Genomic DNA, 19,296 nt, shown 5'->3' with positions numbered 1-19,296 from the left:
CTACAGAGTCGAGTAAAGCCCGTAATAGTACAGCGCATAACCTAGGCATAACAGCGTGCCGACTCCCCGACCCAGATAGGAGTGCCCCGGTTCTGCCCGACTATGGCGGAGCCCATGGTAAGCCGCTGCCGCCATGAGTACCGTCGCGATACACATAGCTCCGTAATCGCGCAGCAGAAAGTTTTCGGGCAGCTGTTCCGGCGCCAGCAACCCGGGCATCGCCATTACCGCGAGCAAGTTGAACAGATTGGAGCCTACGATGTTGCCAATGGCGATTTCGGCATGCCCGCGGAGGGCGCTCGCAAGGGTGGCCGCCAGCTCGGGGAGGCTGGTGCCTACGGCAACAATAGTCAGCCCAATGACCAACTCGGGGACGCCGAACTGCATGGCTATGGCACTTGCACCCCAAACCAGCAGTTTGGAGCTGCCGATGAGCAGTGCCAGACCCACAGCAAAAGCGCCCCAGGCGCGCGCCGCACTGAGCTGAGGTAGCTGCTCATCTTCCGCCTCTTCTGAAACTTCGGGGTCTCGGGCCTGAGTGCGGATCATCTGCGCCAGAATAAACACCAGGGCCGTGATCATTAAGATGGCATCAGTTCTCTCAAGCTCTACATCAAGCAGCAGGAGCCCTGTGCCCGCAGTAACTACCAGCAGCGTGGGCAGCTCAGAGCGCATACAGCCCGGATGCACCTGAATCGGTGCAACCAAAATGGTGATCCCCAATACCAGACCCACGTTCGCGATGTTTGATCCCACGGCGTTCCCGATAGCGAGTCCTCCGGAACCCGCAAGTGCAGCGGTTACGGAAACCAAAATTTCCGGTGCGGAGGTGCCCAGGGATACGATGGTCAAGCCAATGATCACCGGCGACATGCCGAGATTGCCCGCGATAGATGCAGCGCCGGCGACAAAAAGGTCAGCGCTCCACATGAGCACCGCAAAGGCGATGAGAATAGTCAGGAGGGGGACTAGCACGAGGGATAATCGCTCATCGTACGCATGGCCGTTGGCCCGGCGTATCGGTAGCGAACGGTGGCCGTGAGCGTAGTAAATTGAACCTCAATGGTGTCGATGCTGTCATACGAGTCATAGGGGAAAGCGTGTACACTTTTCGCCCAGATTTAGCTCGGTCCAAGTTGTGGGGGGGCGAGTATAACCGCTCACACGAAACAGGCCAGCAAGCTTAAGGAAGCACACATGATTTTGCGCAGGGAACGGGCACATCCAATCACGACGGCGATGCTGCTGTTGACGGGACTTTATTTAGGCTCCATGGCGCCAGGCGCCGCGGCTCAGGAGGGTGCTGACGCGACTGAAAAGAGCGCTCGCGAAACCTTGCGGGAGACGACCGATAAGGTGCTTGTGGTGATCGAAGAAGCCCGCGACTACGTTGATGAGGATCCCGAGCGTTACTACGGTGAGGTTCATAAGGTGCTTGATCCCATCGTAGACTTTCGCGGCTTTGCTCGAGGGGTTATGGGTGAGTACGCCACCGGCAAGCGTTATCGGGGGCTGGACGAGGCGGGGCGCGAGCAGCTGAAAGACCAGTTAGAACGCTTCACCGAAACCATGCGGGAAGGTTTGGTGAGGACTTACAGCAAAGGCCTGCTGGCTTTTGGTGGGTCGCGAGTGGAGTTGGACGACAGCGCGGATGACGCTACTTCTGATAACCGGGCTACTTTGCGACAGCTCATCTATAGCGATGAGGCTCAGCCCTACGTGGTGGTGTATCAGATGGCGAAAGATAAGTCGGGCACATGGCGCATGCGCAATCTGGTGGTGGAGAACGTTAACCTGGGACAGATTTACCGCAGCCAGTTTGAATCGGCCGCCCGACGCTACGATGGTGATCTCGATAAGGTGATCGAGAATTGGACCGTGGAGTCGGCCGCTGACTAGGGCTGTCTGGAGGCACACTGCGCCTTTGGTGATTCGTCGCGGTTTTTTCGGCGATTTTTCTCGCGCTTTCCCCTACAATCCCCAACCTTTTTATTTTTACCCGCTTTGTCGGGGACAGGAGTTCGGCTGTGGATGCCAAAACCGTCGAGGCCATGGTGCGTGATGCTTTGGAAGGCGCTACTGTCAGCGTCGAGGGCTCCGGCGCCAATTACGACATTACTGTGATAAGCGAAGTGTTTGCTGATCTGCGACCTGTGCGCAGGCAGCAGACTGTTTACGCTACGATCAACGAGACTATCGCATCAGGCGCGATTCACGCCGTTAATATTCGCACTTTCACTCCGGCTGAATGGGAGGCGCAGGGCGCCTAAGCGCCGGATTCAGCATGGATAAGCTTCTCATCAAAGGCGGTGCCTGTCTCGAAGGCGAACTGCGTATCTCCGGTGCCAAGAATGCCGCGTTGCCCATTCTTGCCGCGACGTTGCTCGCCGATGAACTGGTGACGATTGGTAATCTGCCCCACCTGCATGACATCACCACGATGATTGAGTTGCTCGGATGCATGGGTGTAGGCCTCACCATCGATGAGAAAATGAGTATAGAGGTCGACGCGAGCAGTCTGAGTAACTGTTCAGCGCCCTACGAGCTGGTTAAAACTATGCGCGCATCGATCCTGGTATTGGGTCCTATGGTGGCGCGCTTTGGTGAGGCTCGGGTGTCCTTTCCCGGAGGCTGTGCCATTGGTAGTCGACCCGTGGATCTGCATTTGCGCGGACTGGAGGCCATGGGTGCCACTATTCAGGTAGAAGGTGGCTATATCAATGCCTCCGTAGAGGGCCGACTCCGTGGCGCGCACATCGTCATGGAAACGGTTACCGTCGGCGGCACCGAGAACCTCATGATGGCTGCGACCCTCGCTGACGGGCAGACGGTACTTGAGAACGCTGCACGGGAGCCTGAGGTCGTTGACCTCGCCAAGTGTCTGATTGCCATGGGTGCCAGGATTACCGGGCATGGCACGGACCGTATGGTTATCGACGGGGTTGAGCGGCTCCACGGCTGTCATTTTGACGTCATGCCTGATCGTATCGAGGCGGGCACTTATCTGGTGGCTGCAGCCGCCACCGGCGGCAAGTTGCACCTTCGCGAAGCGCGCGCTGAGCATCTTGAAGTCGTCTTGCAGAAACTGGAGGAAGCCGGCGCCGATATCAGCTGCGGCGAAGATTGGATTACTCTGGATATGCACGGGCGACGACCCAAAGCGGTGAATATTCGCACCGCGCCGTATCCCGGGTTTCCGACGGACATGCAAGCCCAGTTTACAGCGATGAACGCCATCGCAGAGGGTACGGCGACGGTCACCGAGACCGTGTTTGAGAATCGCCTGATTCAGACCCATGAAATGAATCGCATGGGGGCCAAGATTACTATTGAGGGCAATACCGCCATTATTGTCGGGCAATCGGTGATCGCCGGTGCCCCGGTGATGGCGACGGATTTACGCGCTTCGGCAAGCCTCGTGATTGCGGGCCTGGTCGCGACGGGCGAAACCCTCATCGACCGCATTTACCATATCGACCGTGGATACGAATGTATCGAAGAAAAGCTCCAGGCTCTGGGTGCCGATATTCGGCGGCTTGTGGACTAGTAGCACTATTTAGGCGAACTGCATGAACACCGGCAAGCTAACCCTGGCGTTGACCAAGGGACGTATTCTCAAGGAAACCCTCCCGCTTTTGGCTAAGGCCGGCGTTGAGCCCCTCGAGGATATGAGTAAGAGTCGCAAATTGGTGTTTCCCACAACCCGTGAAGACGTGCAGCTAGTGGTGATGCGTGGTGTAGATGTTCCGGTGTATGTGCGTCACGGTGCCGCCGATCTTGGGGTGGTGGGCAAGGACACGCTTCTCGAACAGGGGAGTGAGGGCGTTTACGAGCCACTGGATCTGGGTATAGCTCCCTGCCGACTCATGACGGCCGCCCCCGTGGGCTTTGACTGGCCCGAGCGACGGCTGCGCGTCGCGACCAAGTTTGTCAACGTTGCGAGAGACTACTTTGCCCGGCGTCGTGTTCAGGTTGAGCTTATTAAGCTGTATGGCGCGATGGAGCTGGCCCCGGCTATGCAGCTTGCGGACATGATTGTCGATATTGTCGATACAGGGAACACGCTGCGCGCCAACGGTATGGAGCCTTTGGATGAGATAGCACAGGTCACGTCTCGGCTGATTGTGAACAAAGCTTCGCTGAGGTCCCGACACGGCGCTATCAACCACTTGATTGATGCGATAGATCGCGCAGTCGCCGATGGGGAGCCCGCAGCGTGATGCGCCGTCTTGATAGTAGCTCGCCTGATTTTGCGTCTGCCCTGGCGGCACTCGAGGTGCCGACGGAGAGCGGAGACAGCAATGTCACATCGACCGTAGCCGACATTATTGCGGAGGTGGTACGCCGCGGTGATGCGGCGCTGCTCGATTTCACGGGTCGCTTCGATCAGTTGCAAGTCAGTGCATTAGCGGATATCGAGATACCGCAGGATGACCTGCATCGCGCATTGAACGATCTTCCAAAGGAGCAGCGTTCAGCGCTCACTGAAGCGGCGAACCGCATAGAGACTTTCCATCGCAAGCAGTTGGTCGATGACTGGAGTTATGAAGATGGCTTGGGTAATCGTCTCGGCCAACGTGTGACGCCGTTGCAGCGTGTGGGTGTCTACGTTCCCGGGGGTAAGGCCAGTTATCCCTCATCTGTATTGATGAATGCCATTCCTGCGCGGGTGGTAGGCGTCTCCGAGATAATCATGGTCGCGCCGACACCGGGTGGTGAGCGCAATCCTCTGGTGCTTGCTGCGGCAGCGCTGGCCGGTGTGGACCGCGTGTTTTGTGTTGGTGGCGCCCAGGCTGTGGCTGCTCTGGCCTACGGGTCCACGGGTATACCGCGGGTCGATAAGATCGTTGGGCCCGGGAATAGATTCGTCGCCGAAGCCAAGCGTCAGGTGTTTGGGCGCGTGGGCATCGATATGATTGCCGGGCCTTCGGAAATACTGATTATCGCCGACGGAAGTGCCGATCCCGAGTGGATGGCCATGGATTTGTTCTCCCAGGCGGAGCACGACGAAAGTGCCCAGGCAATTATGCTGTGTCCGGATGCGGCGTACATTGAAGCGGTGGATGCGGCTGTGGATCGATTGCTGCCTCAGATGGAACGCTCTGCGATTATTCAGGCCTCGTTGGATCGTCGTGGTGCTCTGATAAAGACCCGTGACATTGCCGACGCTGCTGGGGTCAGTAATAGTCTCGCCCCCGAACACCTCGAACTCGCTGTTGAGGATCCCGATGGGCTGCTGCCGCTGATTGATGCCGCAGGCGCTATCTTCATGGGCAACTATAGTTGTGAAGCCTTGGGGGATTACTGTGCCGGACCCAACCACGTATTACCGACCTCGGGCTCTGCGCGATTCTTTTCACCCTTGGGCGTGTACGATTTCCAAAAGCGCAGTTCCATCATCCACTGCAGTCCTGAAGGCGCTGCGCCCCTGGGTCGAATAGCTCGCGTATTGGCGGAGGGTGAGTCGCTCACCGCTCATGCCAGGAGCGCTGCGATGAGGGTTCCGCAGTAATTCTCTGTTGTGTCGTGTTGTGTCGCGTCGTGTCGGTGAACCGCCAGCCGCGCTCAGGTCTTTCTTACTCAACCCCCGGATCGGGCTGTGTACCGATGATGGCGGTGAGCTCCTCGGTGGCGCTGTCCCGTGACACGCTCATCATCAACTTGTCGCCGGGCCGCAGGAGGGAGACTTCGTACATCGCCAAGCGTACATCTTCGATGGCGACATCATTGAAGTGAGTAATGATATCCCCGGCTTGAAGCCCGGCGCGCGCCGCCGGACCGTCCGGTGCGACGCCGCGCACCAGTAAACGCTGGTCGCCCAGTACGTCGCCGGGTATTTGCTCCACTTGCACGCCCAGCCAACCTCGAATAACTCGCCCGAAGCGGATGAGGTCGTCCATGACGAACTCCGCAAAGCTGGAGGGGATGGCCAGCGAGATACCGATGCCCACCGAGCCTCCGCTGTTGCCTTCACTGGACGCATAAATCCAGCTGTTGATTCCCACCAGAGCGCCGTTCACGTCGACGAGTGCGCCCCCGGAGTTACCTGCATGGATCACGGCGTCGGTTTGAATAAACCCCTCGTAGGTGCCGGGGCTCAGTCCGAAACGCCCCAGTCCCGACACAATTCCCTGAGTCACGGAGTGACCAAAGCCCAGGGGGTTGCCGATTGCGAGCACCACGTCGCCCACGGACAGAAGGTCTGAGTCGGCGATGGTCACCGCACTAAGGCCATCCAGCTCCACTTTTAATGCGGCCAGGTCAGTGGTCCGGTCCCGACCAACGACCTGAGCGGCGGCGGAGCGCCCATCGCTGAGAAGAACCTGAATAGCATCGGCGCCATCGATAACGTGGTTGTTGGTCAAAATGTAGCCGTCTTCGCGCATGATTACGCCGGATCCCAGGGACCGTTCAACCCTTTGTCTGGGTGCTCCCCGGGGAATCGGCATCAGCGGATTATTGAGCATTCGGCTATTCGCCGCTGCGACCCGCTTCTGCGTGTAAATGTTAACAACCGATGGTGTGGCGCTGGCTACGGCTTGCCTAAAGCTATCGCGCACCACCGCATCGCGACTCGGATTCGCCGCGGGCAGTATCCACTGCTGCAGAATGAGCAGTGCACACAATAGTCCGGCGATTGCCGGCCATGTAAAAAATTTCAGGAAAGCGCGCATGCGCCCTCTCTAGCCAGAAAGAAATGCGATTGTATATGATGCCCCCGCCTCATACCTACGATAGCGGGACACAGCATGTCTGTATTACTTCAAGAGTTGCTTAGGCATTGTGACAGGACGCTCAGCACTGCTCGTTTTAAAGACTACTGTCCCAACGGCCTTCAGGTTGAGGGTCGCCCCAGAGTTGCGCGTTTGGCTGCGGCTGTCACAGCAAATCAGTCAGTACTCGATGCCGCGGTGGAGTGGGGTGCCGATGCTCTGATTGTTCACCACGGATATTTTTGGCGTGGGGAAGATCAACAGATTGTGGGTATGAAGCGCCGGCGTCTCGCGACGTTGTTGTCCGCGGAGATGAGTTTGCTGGCCTATCACTTACCGCTCGATGCCCACCCCGTGCTTGGGAATAACGCTCAGTGGGGGCAGCGAATGGGTTTTGAAGGCTCCGAGCCCCTGGATGCGGATGATCCGGCCGCGGTGGGGAATGTAGGCCGTCTGTCCTCCGCGATGCCTCTGCAGGATGTTGCCAGCCGTATTGAGTCTTTAACCGGTCGGGAGCCCATGATCATTGGTGATTTAAGTGAGTCGGTCGAACGCGTGGCCTGGTGTACCGGTGCGGCGCAGGGATACATCGAGAAAGCAGCAGCGGCGGGTGCGCAGTTGTATATCTCCGGTGAGATTTCGGAGCCCACGGTACACGCTGCGCGCGAATTGGGTATCGCTTACATAGCAGCGGGACATCATGCGACGGAGCGCTACGGCGTCCAGGCCCTTGCAGGGAGTCTGGCTGAGACCTTTGAACTCCAGTGGACCTTCATCGACTGTGATAACCCGGTCTGAGGCGACCGGGCGCGAGCGGAGCTAGCTGCGAGTGCTGGTATCTTCCGGGGGCTTTTCTTCGCCTTCAAGACCAAAGCGTTCATCTAGCACGCCGGGGTCGTCAGGTGACGTTTTTGCCGCGTAGTCGCGAGGCGGCTCAACCACTACGCTGTCGCTCTCTATCGTGTCGTGCTCGGGCTCCTCAGGCGCGTCAAGGGCCTGAAAGCCCGCCGCACCCTCATCAGAGCAAAGCTGCGAGGCGCTCCCCGCGATGTGCTCATAAACGTCCCGATAATTGGCTGTGAGCGCGTTCAGCTTGCTGGCGGTGTCGGCGAAGTGGGCGTTCACCTGCTGCTCGTAGCGCTCTCTTGCTGTTTCCGCCTGCTCCAGCTTTTCTCCCAGCTCTCGCGCTGTTTCACTACCGGGCGCTGAGCGCCGGCCTGCAAAATAACCGATGAGTAAGCCGATCACTGCACCAGCGATTGCGAAGACCAAAGATTCATCCATACCGGTGTTCACAAACAAGTCCTCACAATGTTGAAGTAGAGGAGTCCAGTATAGCGTTGCTCTGTGACAGCTTGGTAGCGAGATTGCCAAAAGCTGAGCTGCGCGAGTAAGGTAGCGCGCGTTAACTATTAGACGAGAGGGTCGCGAGCATGTTTTGCCCGCGACAACACTGTGCTGACACCCTGGCAGCGATACCAAGAAGACCTAAAAAAAGAAGACTTTAGCCACGACGCGGCCCAGGAGGCTGCGGTTCGTCGCTTGCAGGATCTTTATGATCGCGTGGCAGCTCGCCATGCGAGGGGCCAAAGCATCACCGGGCGCCTCGGTCGACGATTTCGTAGAGCTACGGAACCGGAAACGGGCCTGTACTTCTGGGGTGGGGTGGGTCGGGGAAAGACTTATCTGATGGATGCGTTTTACGAGAGTTTGCCCTTTGAAAAAAAACTCCGCGTACATTTTCATCGTTTCATGCAGCGAGTGCATCGTGAGCTTGCGTCCCTCGAAGGCGAAAAAAACCCCATTGACCTGTTAGGCGATAAACTCGCCGCCGAAGCCGAAATCATCTGTTTTGATGAGTTTTTTGTCAGTGATATTGCAGATGCCATGATTTTGGCTAACTTCCTTGAGGCGATTTTCCAAAGAGGGATTGCCCTGGTGGCAACCTCGAATATTGCGCCCGACGGCCTGTATGAAAATGGTCTGCAGCGGGCCAGATTTCTGCCCGCTATCGCGCTTTTAAAGCAATACACGGAAGTACTGACGGTCGACGCGGGCATCGATTACCGCCTTAGAACGCTTGAGCAGGCGCGGCTCTATCACCACCCCCTCGGCCCGGAGGCCGACGCGAGCCTCAGCGACAGTTTTCAGCGTTTGGCACCCGATGCAGTGCAGCATTGGCAGCGTATCGAGATTAATGGACGATATTTGACCTGCCGCTGTCTGGCGGATGATGTGGCGTGGTTTGAGTTTCCAGAGCTTTGCGATGGCCCGCGCTCGCAAAATGACTACATTGAGTTGGCTCGGGAGTTCCACGCAGTGATCCTTTCCGGGGTGCCGAAAATGTCTGCCGCACAGGATGACCAGTGTCGGCGCTTTATTAATCTGGTGGATGAGTTCTACGACAGGAGTGTAAAACTCGTGATCGCCGCCGAAGTTCCGGCATCAGAACTGTACACAGGCACGCGTCTGACCTTTGAATTTGCCCGAACGGAGTCCCGTCTTTTCGAAATGCAGTCTCATGACTATCTCGCTCTGGAACACAGACCCTAAGCCTGCCCCCGGCTGCGGTGTATTACGGTGGATGACAGCTCCGGGAAAAGCATGAAAATCTTATTGAAATTGCGGCTTGCCATACCCTCAGCGTTTAAGTAGTATTCGCGCTCTTTTTTTGGCCCTTTTGAGGCGAATCCGATGAAAACTTATAGCGCTAAAGTTGGCGAGGTCAGCCACGATTGGTATGTCGTTGACGCCACCGACAAAACATTGGGCCGCCTGGCCAGTGAAATCGCCCACCGCCTGCGCGGAAAGCACAAGGCTGAGTACACGCCGCACATCGATACCGGCGATTACATCGTCGTTATCAACGCGGAGAAGGTGCACGTTACGGGCGCCAAGCGTACTGACAAAATGTACCACCGGCACACGGGTTACCCCGGTGGCCTGAAGTCCATGTCTTTCGAAAAGCTGATCGACAAAGCACCTGAGCGTGTGATCCAGGGCGCGGTCAAGGGCATGTTGCCCCGCAACCCGCTGGGTCGTGCGATGTTCAGCAAACTCAAGGTATACGCCGGCGAAGCACACCCGCACGCCGCGCAGCAGCCACAGCCGCTGCAGGTTTAGGAGAAATAATGAGCGCAACCCAGTATTACGGAACCGGGCGTCGTAAGACCTCCACAGCGCGAGTCTTTCTGCGCAATGGCGGCGGCGACATCACTGTTAATCAGCGTCCTTTGGATCAGTACTTCGGTCGCGAAGTTGCTCGTATGATCGTACGACAGCCTCTCGAGCTTGTTGATCTGGTTGGAAAGTTCGATATCAAGGTGACTGTCGAGGGCGGCGGAAGCTTTGGTCAGGCGGGAGCGATCCGTCACGGCATTACCCGTGCGCTGATGGAGTATGACGAAGCCCTTCGCGGCACACTTCGCGGAGCGGGCTTTGTGACTCGTGATGCCCGTGAGGTTGAGCGTAAGAAGGTGGGTCTTCGCAAGGCGCGTAAGCGACCACAGTTCTCCAAGCGTTAATTTGGCTTGCGGCAAAACCCTTTTCGCGAGGGTCATGTCGTAATTCAAGAGGAGCCCGATCGGAATAACCGGCCGGGCTTTTTTTTGTGCGGTGGATTTGTCCAAGTTTTGAGACAAATCAAAGGTTTGTGGCGTAAAAAGGGCGCGCTTTCCTTGTTTGAAGCGCCCAAAGTCTTTACCATTCGTGCGCCTGTATTCTAGCTGCCCTCGTCCACTACACGATGGACCTCCGGTAGCATCAGTTTTACGGTAAAGCATTGTGTTGCTGCCACCCGTTCAGTGTGTTGGCATCGAAGTAACAGGAGACCAATCGATATGTCCAGTGTCACAACGGCCAGCGAAAGCGCTGAGTCTGAGGTCGACAACAACCGCCGCCGTTTTTTGACGGTAGCCACCAGTGCTATGGGCGCTGCGGGCGCGGTGGGAATCGCCGTTCCTTTTCTTGGTTCCTGGAACCCCTCTGCAAAAGCTAAGGCAGCAGGAGCACCGGTTAAAGCCGATATCGGCAAACTGGAGCCAGGTCAAATGGTTGTCTTAGAGTGGCGAGGAAAGCCTGTCTACGTGGTACATCGCACCCCAGAGATGATTTCGAACCTTGACAAGGTGGATGGCGATCTAAAAGACCCCGATTCGGCGATATCCACTCAGCCCGCTTACATCGCTAGCAAGGAGCGAAGCATTCGTCCCGAATTGCTGGTCGTTGAAGGACTGTGCACGCACCTGGGCTGTGCTCCTAAGTACCGGCCTGAAGTCGGCGCGGCAGATTTGGGCGGTGACGACTGGGTTGGTGGATTTTTCTGCCCTTGCCATGGGTCCAAGTTTGACTTGGCGGGACGGGTTTATTCCGGCGTGCCTGCGTCGTCCAATCTCGTGGTACCCCCCTACTCATTTGAATCACAGAGCGTCCTAGTTATTGGCGTTGATGCGGAGGCAGTCTGATGGCCAACATGCTGATCGGCTTGCGCGACTGGGTTGACGAGCGTCTGCCCATTACGCGTGCGTGGAACACGCATATGGGTGAGTACTACGCGCCCAAAAACTTCAACTTTTGGTACTACTTTGGTGTTTTCTCACTGCTAGTACTGGTCAACCAGCTGCTTACAGGCGTTTGGTTGACGATGAACTACACGCCCAGTGCGGAAGAAGCCTTTGCGTCTGTAGAATACATCATGCGCGATGTGGATTACGGATGGGTTCTCCGCTACATGCATTCAACCGGGGCGTCGGCGTTCTTTATCGTCGTTTACCTGCACATGTTCCGAGCGATGATCTACGGCTCCTACAAAAAGCCCCGAGAGCTCCTCTGGGTCTTCGGTATGCTAATTTTCGTGCTGCTCATGGCTGAGGCCTTTGTGGGCTACGTATTGCCCTGGGGCCAGATGTCCTATTGGGGCGCCCAGGTGATCATTTCCCTGTTCGGCGCTATTCCCGTGGTCGGTGAGGACATCGTGACCTGGATTCGCGGGGATTACCTGATCTCGGGTATTACCTTGAACCGATTCTTTGCGCTGCACGTTGTAGCCTTGCCCATCGTGTTACTGGCGCTTGTGGTGCTGCATATTCTCGCGCTGCACGAGGTGGGATCGAACAATCCCGACGGCGTAGAGATCAAGAAGAATAAGGGGCCCGACGGCATTCCACTGGATGGCATTCGCTTTCACCCCTACTACAGCGTGCACGACGTGCAGGCAATCGCAGTGTTTCTCTTTGTTTTCTGCGCGATCATGTTCTTTATGCCAGAGATGGGTGGCTTCTTTCTTGAGTACGCCAACTTCGAAGAGGCCAACTCGCTGAAGACTCCGGATCATATTGCCCCCGTGTGGTACTTCACGCCGTTTTACTCGGTGCTTCGGGCGGTTCCTGATAAGTTCTGGGGCTTTATAGCCTTTGCCGCCAGCGTGGCCATTCCCTTTATGCTGCCCTGGCTCGATCGCTCGCCGATTAAGTCATGGCGCTATCGCGGCAATCTGAACAAAGTGATGTTGGTGTTGTTTGTTGCGTCCTTCCTGATCCTGGGTGTTCTGGGCGTTAAATCTCCAACGCCGGCGAGAACGTTCCTGGCACAGATTTGCTCGATCTTCTATTTCGGCTTTTTCCTGTTTATGCCGATCTGGTCGAGTATGGACAAGGCTAAGCCTGTGCCTGAGCGTGTAACCATGGATGGCGGTATTGGTATCTTTGGGTCCCTGGCAGGTTTGATATTGATCCTTGCACTCACCATCATTCCACTGAAGGTTGTGGGTGCTGAGTCGGCGTTTGATTGCGGCACCATGCCTTGCGATCAAGTCGAAATGGACATTGAGAACAAAAGCTCGCTGCAAAACGGCGCGAAAGTTTTCATGAACTACTGCATGGGTTGCCACTCCCTGAAATATGCCCGCTACAACCGCGTCGCAGCAGATCTCGGCATTCCGGAAGATTTGATGGTGGGCAACATCATTGCTGACCCCGATGTGAAAGTGGGGGCTCTGATGGATAACGCGATGGATATCGATCGGGCGAAGGTCTGGTTTGGTGCAGCGCCGCCGGACCTTACTCTTGTTGCCCGGGCGAGAAATCCAAACTGGCTCTACACCTACCTTCGCGCCTTTTACGAAGACCCAACGCGACCCTACGGCGTCAACAATAGAGTGTTCCCCAATGTCGGAATGCCTCACGCGCTCCTTGATATGCAAGGTTTGATGGCCTGCGCTCCGGCAGCATCACACATGTCAGTGGAGCCTATTTCGGGTACCGAAATGGCGGACCACAGCGACCCTTGCGGGACGCTAGAAGTCGTTGAAGAGGGCTCGATGTCCGCGGACGAGTTTGACGAGGCGACCTACGATCTGGTCAACTTTCTGGCCTACGTTGCCGAGCCCATGAAGGCAGATCGTCAGCGTATAGGCATTTACTCACTACTGTTTATTGCAGTATTTTTTGTGTTTGCGACGCTGCTTAATCGCGAGTACTGGAAAGACATACACTGATCGCGGCTTAACACCAGCCATTACCGCAGACGACGGTGGTAAGTAGGACGAAAATCCTGCGCCGCCGTTTGTTTGTTTTGGCCACTGTTGTGGCGGCCTCCCTAAAAAGCATGTTTGTAGCCATGTTTTAAGCAAAGTATAGGCGTATTGACTCCCATGATTTTTTATTCAGATCCAACTTCACATTTCAGCCATCGCGTTCGTATCGTGCTGGCAGAAAAGGGCGTCACCGCCGATATCATCGACGTGGACCCGGCACATCCGCCGCGGGAAATGTCCGAGCACAATCCTTACAACTCGCTTCCCACGCTGGTTGATCGAGAGCTATCACTCTACGAGACGCGAGTGATGATGGAGTATTTGGACGAGCGTTTTCCGCATCCACCATTGTTGCCGGTTTACCCTGTCGCTCGCGCCGAGAGTCGTCTGTTTATGCATCGCATCGAGCACGACTGGTGCACGCTGATTGATTCTATTCAGAACTCTCGAAGCGATAATGTTGTCAAGCGCTCAGTCAAAGAGCTGCGCGAAGGTATTCTCGCCATCGCGCCGATCTTTGCGGAGAAGCCGTTCTTCATGAACGATGAGTTTACGCTGGTTGATTGCTGTATTGCTCCCATCCTGTGGCGTCTGCCAACTTTGGGTATTGATATCCGTCCCAGTAAGCAGTCAAAGCCGCTATTCGCCTATATGGACGAGCTGTTCAAGCGGGAGTCGTTTCAGCAAAGCCTGACTGAGCAAGAGCGCGAGATGCGCCTCTAGACCCAGAGGTATTTGTCGTGAACTCTAGTCGACCTTATCTGCTGAGAGCGCTTTATGAGTGGATAGTCGACAACGATTGCACACCCCATGTGATAGTCGATGCGACGGCGCCTGGGGTGGACGTGCCGCAAGAGTACGTCAAGGATGGGCAGATCGTTCTGAATCTTTCGCCGTCAGCGGTGATTGAGCTACAGCTGGCGGATGACTGTGTGAGTTTTAACGGCCGCTTTGGCGGTAAGCCCACTGATGTTTTTATGCCCATGGCGGCTATTTTGGGTATCTACGCGAGAGAAAATGGTCAGGGAATGGCTTTCGAAGCGGAGGACGGAGACGATGATCCTGCGCCTGAAGGCGGCAACGAACCCACACCGTTTCGACGTGCCGGGAAGCCCAGCCTTACCGTTGTAAAATAGCGGACGGTAGTGGTCGGGAGCGACAGTAGCGACGCTTTTGCGGTAAAAGCTGTTAGTCGATGTATTCGAACAGTCGCACCACCCGTTGAACACCGGACGTATCCGCCGCTTCTGCAGCGATTCGGTCGCCTTCTTCGCGGGTGACCAGCCCCATCAGGTATACGACGCCATTCTCTGCGACGACCTTCACCCTGAGTCCCGGCGTGTCACCGCCGGTCAACAAGAAGGTCTTTACCTTGTTAGCTATCCATGTGTCCGATGCTCGGGTCATCGCTGAGCTGGCTGCAGCGACTTCGAGCTCATTGTAGATCCGCCGCACGTCGCGAATCTTTCGCACTACCTCATTGGTTTTCTGACGAAGCTCTTCAACGGGGACCTGGCCCGCAACCAGGACATAGCCGTTATAGCTTTGGATCACCAGATGTCCCTGGTCAAAACGATCATCCGCCGCATGGAGGTTCACCACGGCCTTGGTTTCGATAGATTCATCGGCAATACGTTGAGAGAAAGTGCGCTCACCCGGATCATCCTCTATGGCGTTGGATTCGAAGGTCGCCAAGAGTGAACCGCAACCCTCCAGTAGGGGCACGCTGATGAGCAGCAGTATCGCTAGCTTGGTCGCTGAAAATACGCGGCGCGACATGATCAGATTACTCTCCTAACAAAACTTGTTTGGTTTGGTCCCGAAGGCAATGGCTGGCCATTAGGATCAGCTCTCGGCGCAAATCCGGGTGTTCGACATTCAATGCGATGCAGGTGCCGCCTGAAATCTCCAGTTTCTCGGACAACACGATCGCGATGAGGTTTCGTTTTTCGGCGAACTCTACGTACTTTCGGGCGAGCGTCGCACCGGCGCCGCTGTCTATACACAGGAGAACATCGCCATCCCGGGAAAGGGTGCGCAGGTTACGCCAAAGTGTCGGATCGCCTTCGTGGCTGTCGCTCCGAAGAGCCAGGGCTGGAAGCGCAGGGCCTGGCTCGATAGGTGTTCTAAGTACCGTGGCCACTAATTCGGCGAGCACAGCGTCCTCTTCGCAAGCGCTGATCAAGATCTTTCGATCCTCGAGCACCGCTTGGGAAAGCAGAGAGGCTGCAGCGGCCAGGCCTGGAGCCATACTGTCTACAGCGTTGGCGATGGCATCGATTCTCTGGTGGAAGCTCGCCGCTATGCGTTGATAACTATATTCGGTCATGAGCCTGAAGGTGCTCGTCGTCGCTGGGTGCCAAGAGAAATCAAAAGCTGCCGGCTCGGCAGCAGCCAAAGCGCCAGCGCGCGCGTCGTCACCTTTGCTAGCTTCAGGTGATGAAGGCTGCCTGAATCCAGCGAGCCTCGAATCCCCGTGTGCTGTGATCCGGTTCCCAAGTGATAACGTCGAAGCGGCATGGCAAATGGCACCATTGTGGGTGTCGGTTTAGAAAGTAAGCGGCGCACCGCGTGATTCTACACTGCTTTGCCCGGTTCACCGAGGCAGCCGCGCCACCGTGGCTGCGATGACGTCTTGCGCGAACCTCGACAAACAGGAGTCGATGTTCATCATAGGCGATTAAGTCGATCTCTCCGGCCTTGCAGCGGTACTGTCTCGCGACGATGGCCAAACCGTAGTCTTCCAGGAGCGCCGCGCTGCGTTCTTCAAAATCATTTCCATCTAACAAGCGTCGTTCACTCCCTAATGCAGCCGTGAGAGCCCCGGCTATGCGGGGCGTGCGATCGGGGAGTCTATGTTAGCGAGGGCGTATTTCGCCTCGGTCAAATTCAGCCAGTTTTAATCGGCGATCCAGGCTGCCATCCGACGCGGCGTGCAGCTCAGCGGTGAGGCCGAAGTAAAGCGGCGTAGCGGCGCTACGCATGCGCCACCACCGTCGAGCCACGGCATAAGCGTCTGCACCGAGGGCGTGAAGAGACGGGGCGCCGGTTGCTGTATCGGCGCCGGGTATCTCGCCTTCGCTGATACGCCAGGGCATGGCAAGCAGCCTTAAGCCACCGAGGTCGCGGTTAAGGCTGCTGTTTTCGCTGCCGCTATCGGCGGTAGAGAGCGCATACACAGGAAGTCCGCCTGCGTAGTGATAGTTAATGAGTGGCTTTAGTGCTCGAGCTTCATCACTGCTTTTGCTTAGCAGGAAAACCGTATCCAGATCTTCACGCCGTCGACCGCTTGTTTCAACTTTCTCGTTGAAGAGGGCCCGCACGGTGTTGCTCCGTTGCGCGCTGTCTCCCAGGCCCAATGCATCGCGAATAGTAACGGAGTGGGTATCGGGCTTACCGTAGATCGCAGCGGTGGGAATGTGGCCTCCTAATTGACGCCAGTGTTGGACGAGAGCCGACTCCATGCGTTCACCCCAGTCGCCCTCGGGTCGAATCAAAAGCGCGCGGCGAGCGCCTCCCGCAAAGGCATCCTCCGCCAGCTGGCGAGCTTCGTCCTCCGGGGCCAGGGAGAGCAGGAGTGACCCCGGATTACCGCTACTTTGGAACTCTGGGCGATTCAGTGTCAGCACCGGTACGTCCAGCTCCGGCTGCGCGAGTAACTCTCCTACCTGACGCTTGCCTAAAGGTCCCACTACAACGCTGGCGCCTTGCTCCCGGGCTTCTGCATAGGCGGCTCCGATGTTGTCAAAACGTCGGCTATCGAGAACGTCAATACTGACGTTCGTTTGCTCGTCGGCAAAAAAAGCGGCGATGAAGCCTCGGCTAACCGCGGCGCCCGCTTTCTCCAGGGGGCCTGACAGGGGTAGCACGAGCGTCAGTTTAGTCGTGCGCGCGTCCTGCAGCGCAGCTTCCCGTAGCGCTGTGGCATGCGTGAGCGCATCGTGGTTAGGGTACTGAGCTTCCCAGGCAGAGAACGCGGCCGCGCTGGCCAGTGGGCCATCGACTTGGTTCGCCGCAGCAAGGTCAATCCAGCCCTGGGCATTAGGGTTTGACGAATTGGGGACGTCGTCGGCATTGCTGAGATGCTGGGCCGCGCTCCACAGGCTGTCTATGAGCTCCGGGTCATCGGCAATGGGGGTATCGGCCAGTGACAGTAGCCGCAAACTCAAATCCAGTTGTCTGCTGCTATCGCCTCGCTGCTGGGAGACTTCCAGTTCATGGAGGAGGAGTTCCCGGCGAAGGTCAGTTGGCAGAGGCTTTACGTTCAATTCACCTAGTGCAGCTTCGTAGCTCTCCGAATCTCCTTTCAATAGAGCGATACGCGCTTTGTAGTAGTCAATCCAAAGCACTGTTGCAGCACTCGTCTCAGGTCGTGCTTCTTCAGGCCTTGGCTCGCCGGGCGTATCCTCAGAGTGGCTTTCTTCTAGGTCGATGTGAGGCAGAGCCAGGGTCGCATTGAGCCAGTCACCATTGTTTAGTGCAGCACGCGTCGCAGCGAAGAGTTCGCTGTCGAGGCTCTCGGCCTGTACATCCAGATCGTGCTGCGTGTCATTTCTGATTTCTGCGGGGGTTTCTGAGCCCTCGGTCACCGCGGGAGTGCCCGGGAATCCGGCGCGGTTTGGGAGATCTATGGGCGTTGAGCTACAGGCCGTAAGCAGTCCGGCGCAGAGAGCCCAAAGCAAACGGGTGGGCCGGCAGTGGGGCAAGCTCAACATGCTATCCTCGATTTTTGAAACGCGAATGTTTAACTGAAAGTCTTCGCATTATAAGGGAGCTTGTTGTACTTGGAACCGGCGCTGTACATTGTGGCCACTCCTATTGGCAACCTCGGGGATATCTCGCGGCGCGCGCTAGAGGTGCTCTCGGGCGTCTCATGCATTGCTGCAGAAGATACGCGGCGCACCGGCCAGCTACTGAACGGGGAAGGTATTAAAACGCGCATGGTTGCTTACCATGAGCACAGTGCTCCACAGGTGGCGGAGCAGTTGGCTTCGCGGATCGCCGATGGTGAATCTGTGGCTCTGGTTTCTGATGCCGGTACACCCACTATTTCGGATCCTGGCTACCGACTGGTTCGTGTTATCCAGGACGCTGGCTTGAGGGTCGTTCCCATCGCAGGCCCCTGCGCGGCCATTGTTGCTCTTTCTGCGGCTGGCCTGCCCAGCGATCGTTTCGCCTTTGAGGGTTTTTTGCCGAATCGCGGAGAGGCTCGGCGCAGGCGGCTGGAGCAGCTGGTAGCCACCGATGCGACGCTAATTTTTTATGAGGCCCCCCACCGTATTCTCGCTACCCTGGAGGATATGCAGTCGGTGATGGGCGCTGACCGCGAGGGGGCGCTGGCGAGAGAGTTGAGCAAGAGCTTTGAAACTATCCGCAGAGCGTCCCTATCGCAACTGTGTGACTGGGTTCGGGAGGATGCCAACCAGAGTCGCGGAGAAATAGTGTTGCTGCTGTCACCAGCCCGGGCTGAGCAGGATACGACCATCGATCCGGCATTGGGCGAGCTACTGGTTGGCATGGCCGAGCACATGCCAGCCCGTCAGGCCTCAAAGCTCCTGGCCGCTTACTCGGGGGTGCGAAGTCGCCAGCTGTACGACTTTTTGTTGGAGCGTCGCGGCGAGTAGTCGCTCTGTAAGCAATGTTCCCGGCGCTTGCGCGACTGTCGTAGTGTCGTTAACCTGCGCGCGGAGTTGGCCAGACGATCGCGGTATCTCGTATCTTTGATGCGGGTTACGGAGGAAAGTCCGGGCTCCATAGGGCAGGGTGCCAGGTAACGCCTGGGGGGTGTGAGCCCACGGAAAGTGCAACAGAAAGGATACCGCCGGGCTTTAGGGCTCGGTAAGGGTGAAAAGGTGCGGTAAGAGCGCACCGCGCGGCTGGTAACAGGCGTGGCGATGGTAAACCCCACCTGGAGCAAGACCAAATAGGAATCCGTTTGCTGCGGCCCGCAGTGGATTCGGGTAGGTCGCTAGAGGCGAGCGGTGACGCTGGTCCCAGATGAATGATCGTTCTCGACAGAACCCGGCTTATCGGCCAACTCCTTCAATTCAA

Annotated in this window: 21 protein-coding genes and 1 other RNA gene; 15 read left to right on the top strand and 7 right to left on the bottom strand. The window is 56.9% G+C overall.

Annotated elements, in window-relative coordinates:
• Nucleotides 1-975, bottom strand: coding sequence for a calcium/sodium antiporter (locus ACTG39_RS01340; protein WP_439105718.1), 975 nt, complete (start codon nucleotides 973-975; stop codon nucleotides 1-3).
• 222 nt (nucleotides 976-1,197) lie between these two features.
• Between ACTG39_RS01340 and ACTG39_RS01335 the strand changes: the two genes are divergently transcribed.
• The 5 genes from ACTG39_RS01335 (at nucleotide 1,198) to hisD (ending at nucleotide 5,512) form a co-directional block, all read left to right on the top strand.
• Entirely contained in the window at nucleotides 1,198-1,899 is a 702-nt protein-coding gene (locus ACTG39_RS01335; protein WP_439105717.1) for an MlaC/ttg2D family ABC transporter substrate-binding protein, read from the top strand.
• Nucleotides 1,900-2,027: 128 nt separating this feature from the next.
• Nucleotides 2,028-2,270, top strand: a complete 243-nt coding sequence (locus ACTG39_RS01330; protein ID WP_439105716.1) for a BolA family protein — start codon at nucleotides 2,028-2,030, stop codon at nucleotides 2,268-2,270.
• 14 nt (nucleotides 2,271-2,284) lie between these two features.
• Nucleotides 2,285-3,547, top strand: a complete 1,263-nt coding sequence (gene murA / locus ACTG39_RS01325; RefSeq protein WP_439105715.1) for a UDP-N-acetylglucosamine 1-carboxyvinyltransferase — start codon at nucleotides 2,285-2,287, stop codon at nucleotides 3,545-3,547.
• 22 nt (nucleotides 3,548-3,569) lie between these two features.
• Nucleotides 3,570-4,220: an ATP phosphoribosyltransferase gene (hisG, locus tag ACTG39_RS01320; RefSeq protein WP_439105714.1), complete on the top strand. Its 651-nt coding sequence runs from the start codon at nucleotides 3,570-3,572 to the stop codon at nucleotides 4,218-4,220.
• A complete protein-coding gene (hisD, locus tag ACTG39_RS01315; RefSeq protein WP_439105819.1) occupies nucleotides 4,220-5,512 on the top strand; it encodes a histidinol dehydrogenase in 1,293 nt (430 codons plus the stop codon). Before hisG ends, hisD begins: the two co-directional genes overlap by 1 nt.
• Before the next feature lie 64 nt (nucleotides 5,513-5,576).
• On the opposite strand, the gene ACTG39_RS01310 is transcribed toward hisD, so the two are convergent.
• Nucleotides 5,577-6,674, bottom strand: a complete 1,098-nt coding sequence (locus tag ACTG39_RS01310; RefSeq protein WP_439105713.1) for a trypsin-like peptidase domain-containing protein — start codon at nucleotides 6,672-6,674, stop codon at nucleotides 5,577-5,579.
• 75 nt (nucleotides 6,675-6,749) lie between these two features.
• Between ACTG39_RS01310 and ACTG39_RS01305 the strand changes: the two genes are divergently transcribed.
• Complete coding sequence (locus ACTG39_RS01305; protein WP_439105712.1) at nucleotides 6,750-7,511, top strand: Nif3-like dinuclear metal center hexameric protein; 762 nt, start codon at nucleotides 6,750-6,752, stop codon at nucleotides 7,509-7,511.
• A 21-nt stretch (nucleotides 7,512-7,532) separates the two neighbouring features.
• Here ACTG39_RS01305 and ACTG39_RS01300 read toward each other — a convergent pair whose 3' ends face one another.
• Entirely contained in the window at nucleotides 7,533-8,009 is a 477-nt protein-coding gene (locus tag ACTG39_RS01300) for a YhcB family protein (protein WP_439105711.1), read from the bottom strand.
• Nucleotides 8,010-8,168: 159 nt separating this feature from the next.
• Between ACTG39_RS01300 and zapE the strand changes: the two genes are divergently transcribed.
• From zapE to ACTG39_RS01265, 7 genes are all read left to right on the top strand, one after another.
• Nucleotides 8,169-9,266: a cell division protein ZapE gene (zapE, locus tag ACTG39_RS01295; protein ID WP_439105710.1), complete on the top strand. Its 1,098-nt coding sequence runs from the start codon at nucleotides 8,169-8,171 to the stop codon at nucleotides 9,264-9,266.
• A 141-nt stretch (nucleotides 9,267-9,407) separates the two neighbouring features.
• Complete coding sequence (rplM, locus tag ACTG39_RS01290) at nucleotides 9,408-9,836, top strand: 50S ribosomal protein L13 (RefSeq protein WP_407349603.1); 429 nt, start codon at nucleotides 9,408-9,410, stop codon at nucleotides 9,834-9,836.
• 8 nt (nucleotides 9,837-9,844) lie between these two features.
• Entirely contained in the window at nucleotides 9,845-10,237 is a 393-nt protein-coding gene (gene rpsI / locus ACTG39_RS01285) for a 30S ribosomal protein S9 (protein WP_439105709.1), read from the top strand.
• Nucleotides 10,238-10,552: 315 nt separating this feature from the next.
• Nucleotides 10,553-11,176 (top strand): ubiquinol-cytochrome c reductase iron-sulfur subunit, encoded by a 624-nt coding sequence (petA, locus tag ACTG39_RS01280; protein WP_439105708.1) that lies wholly within the window; start codon nucleotides 10,553-10,555, stop codon nucleotides 11,174-11,176.
• A complete protein-coding gene (locus ACTG39_RS01275) occupies nucleotides 11,176-13,206 on the top strand; it encodes a ubiquinol-cytochrome c reductase (RefSeq protein ID WP_439105707.1) in 2,031 nt (676 codons plus the stop codon). Before petA ends, ACTG39_RS01275 begins: the two co-directional genes overlap by 1 nt.
• Before the next feature lie 156 nt (nucleotides 13,207-13,362).
• Nucleotides 13,363-13,968, top strand: a complete 606-nt coding sequence (locus tag ACTG39_RS01270; protein WP_439105706.1) for a glutathione S-transferase N-terminal domain-containing protein — start codon at nucleotides 13,363-13,365, stop codon at nucleotides 13,966-13,968.
• A gap of 17 nt (nucleotides 13,969-13,985) precedes the next feature.
• Entirely contained in the window at nucleotides 13,986-14,381 is a 396-nt protein-coding gene (locus tag ACTG39_RS01265; RefSeq protein WP_439105705.1) for a ClpXP protease specificity-enhancing factor, read from the top strand.
• Nucleotides 14,382-14,433: 52 nt separating this feature from the next.
• Here ACTG39_RS01265 and ACTG39_RS01260 read toward each other — a convergent pair whose 3' ends face one another.
• From ACTG39_RS01260 to ACTG39_RS01245, 4 genes are all read right to left on the bottom strand, one after another.
• Entirely contained in the window at nucleotides 14,434-15,024 is a 591-nt protein-coding gene (locus ACTG39_RS01260) for a BON domain-containing protein (protein WP_439105704.1), read from the bottom strand.
• 7 nt (nucleotides 15,025-15,031) lie between these two features.
• A complete protein-coding gene (locus tag ACTG39_RS01255; RefSeq protein WP_439105703.1) occupies nucleotides 15,032-15,574 on the bottom strand; it encodes a phosphoheptose isomerase in 543 nt (180 codons plus the stop codon).
• Between the two features lie 103 nt (nucleotides 15,575-15,677).
• Complete coding sequence (locus ACTG39_RS01250; protein ID WP_439105702.1) at nucleotides 15,678-16,034, bottom strand: YraN family protein; 357 nt, start codon at nucleotides 16,032-16,034, stop codon at nucleotides 15,678-15,680.
• A gap of 69 nt (nucleotides 16,035-16,103) precedes the next feature.
• Entirely contained in the window at nucleotides 16,104-17,960 is a 1,857-nt protein-coding gene (locus ACTG39_RS01245; protein WP_439105701.1) for a penicillin-binding protein activator, read from the bottom strand.
• A gap of 69 nt (nucleotides 17,961-18,029) precedes the next feature.
• Here ACTG39_RS01245 and rsmI point away from each other — a divergent pair, with 69 nt between their 5' ends.
• Together rsmI and rnpB are read left to right on the top strand one after the other, a co-directional pair.
• Nucleotides 18,030-18,869: a 16S rRNA (cytidine(1402)-2'-O)-methyltransferase gene (rsmI, locus tag ACTG39_RS01240; RefSeq protein ID WP_439105700.1), complete on the top strand. Its 840-nt coding sequence runs from the start codon at nucleotides 18,030-18,032 to the stop codon at nucleotides 18,867-18,869.
• 62 nt (nucleotides 18,870-18,931) lie between these two features.
• Nucleotides 18,932-19,290: RNase P RNA component class A (gene rnpB, locus ACTG39_RS01235), an RNA gene on the top strand.
• The last annotated feature ends 6 nt before the right edge of the window (nucleotides 19,291-19,296 follow it).

The sequence above is a fragment of the Congregibacter sp. genome (genome assembly GCF_965662665.1).
GTDB lineage: Bacteria > Pseudomonadota > Gammaproteobacteria > Pseudomonadales > Halieaceae > Congregibacter.
Note: the sequence above shows the minus strand (reverse complement) of the source record. Positions and strands in the feature narration are given on the sequence as shown.